Source organism: Symplocastrum torsivum (genome assembly GCF_059505465.1).
The window spans coordinates 50,562-51,829 of record NZ_JCACKQ010000050.1; the positions used below are offsets into that span (position 1 = coordinate 50,562).

The 1,268-nt window shown below is 40.8% G+C and carries 1 protein-coding gene; it reads left to right on the forward strand.

Features of this window, described 5'->3' with window-relative positions; translation table 11 throughout:
* Positions 1–670 precede the first annotated feature (670 nt).
* The coding region (locus tag AC5JL3_RS16825) for a helix-turn-helix domain-containing protein (protein ID WP_496075572.1) at positions 671–1,268 on the forward strand (598 nt) is incomplete at its 3' end.

The following is a 1,268-nucleotide window of genomic DNA, read 5'->3' on the forward strand; positions in this document are numbered from 1 at the left end:
TCAGATTCGATTGAGCTACTCATTTTTTTCAATGTAAGTGAATGGCTAAATAGTAAATGGCAAATTTCCAAAGTGAAAAATTACTCTAGTTGGGATGAGCCGAAGAATTAGCTTCCAGAGAATTAGGTTCCAGATATTTACTCCCAGAACACAGACTATTTTGTCGTGTTGTTAACATTACTTTAGCAAAATTTGTGCAGTCATGACTCCAGTAATGTCTGCACAAAACAAGAGTTATTTTGATGAAAAATAAATTCTATTTTTACAATCAACACCTTTTATTTTTATCTAATTAACAAATATGGCAGGCAAAATTACGCCAGCTACAGGCGGTATGAAATAAACCATAATTATTGGCTTTTAAAGCTTTATTCAGTACTACAAGTTGAAGAAATTTAGCGTTAAATCTTGGAGTTTAAGCAACTAAGCTCTTACTTAGCCGTTCAAAAACTCCAAATCAAGAGAGTATTGTTTTTCAACGGGTTCACCTTTGATTGCGACTTCTATCTGACAGTGGCGACTCAAGCCTCAGCCGCTTTTTACAATTTTACCCCGTATTTCTAAAAATAAACAACCATTTTCTATTAATTGATAAAATATTAAGGCGGATACCCCAAGCTGAACATAGTTTGGGGATAAAACGGGTTGACCCCGCATAGAGAGCAGTAACATGGATTCTCAGTCGAAAGGAAAAAATCAGTTTCCCAGGCTCATCAAGGAAATCCGCAACCGCCGGAAACTTACACAAACAGCTTTTGCCAAACTTTTGTCTCCACCCATCACCCAACAGACAGTAGCTCAGTGGGAACGGGATGAAAACGTCCCCGGTAGGAAATACTGGTCTCAGATTGCTGCGCTGACTGAGATGGAGTTGGGGGAATTTTATGAATATATCGAAAAGGGTTCGCTCTCAAAGCCCAGCTCACCACTGGAGGAAATGCTCGACAAGATTAAAAGTTTAGATCCAAAAGAACTAGAGGTCATCACTCAAGCGACTGCCGAACGATGGGTTTCGTTGGGAGAGGTTGGCTACACGGCAAACAAGCAACATCTTGCTTTACTCAAAAGAGGAGCAGATGTCTGGAATCGATGGCGAGAGGAAAATCGTGCCATCAAACCTGTACTTAGCGGAATCGATTTAAGCTTGGAAGGTTGCATTGATCTGAGCGACTACAATCTGGAGAAGGCTGACCTCCAGGGAGTTAGCGGCAATGAAATTAAATTTAGTAGGGCGAAGCTGAATTGGGCAGACCTCAGCGGAGCGGTAC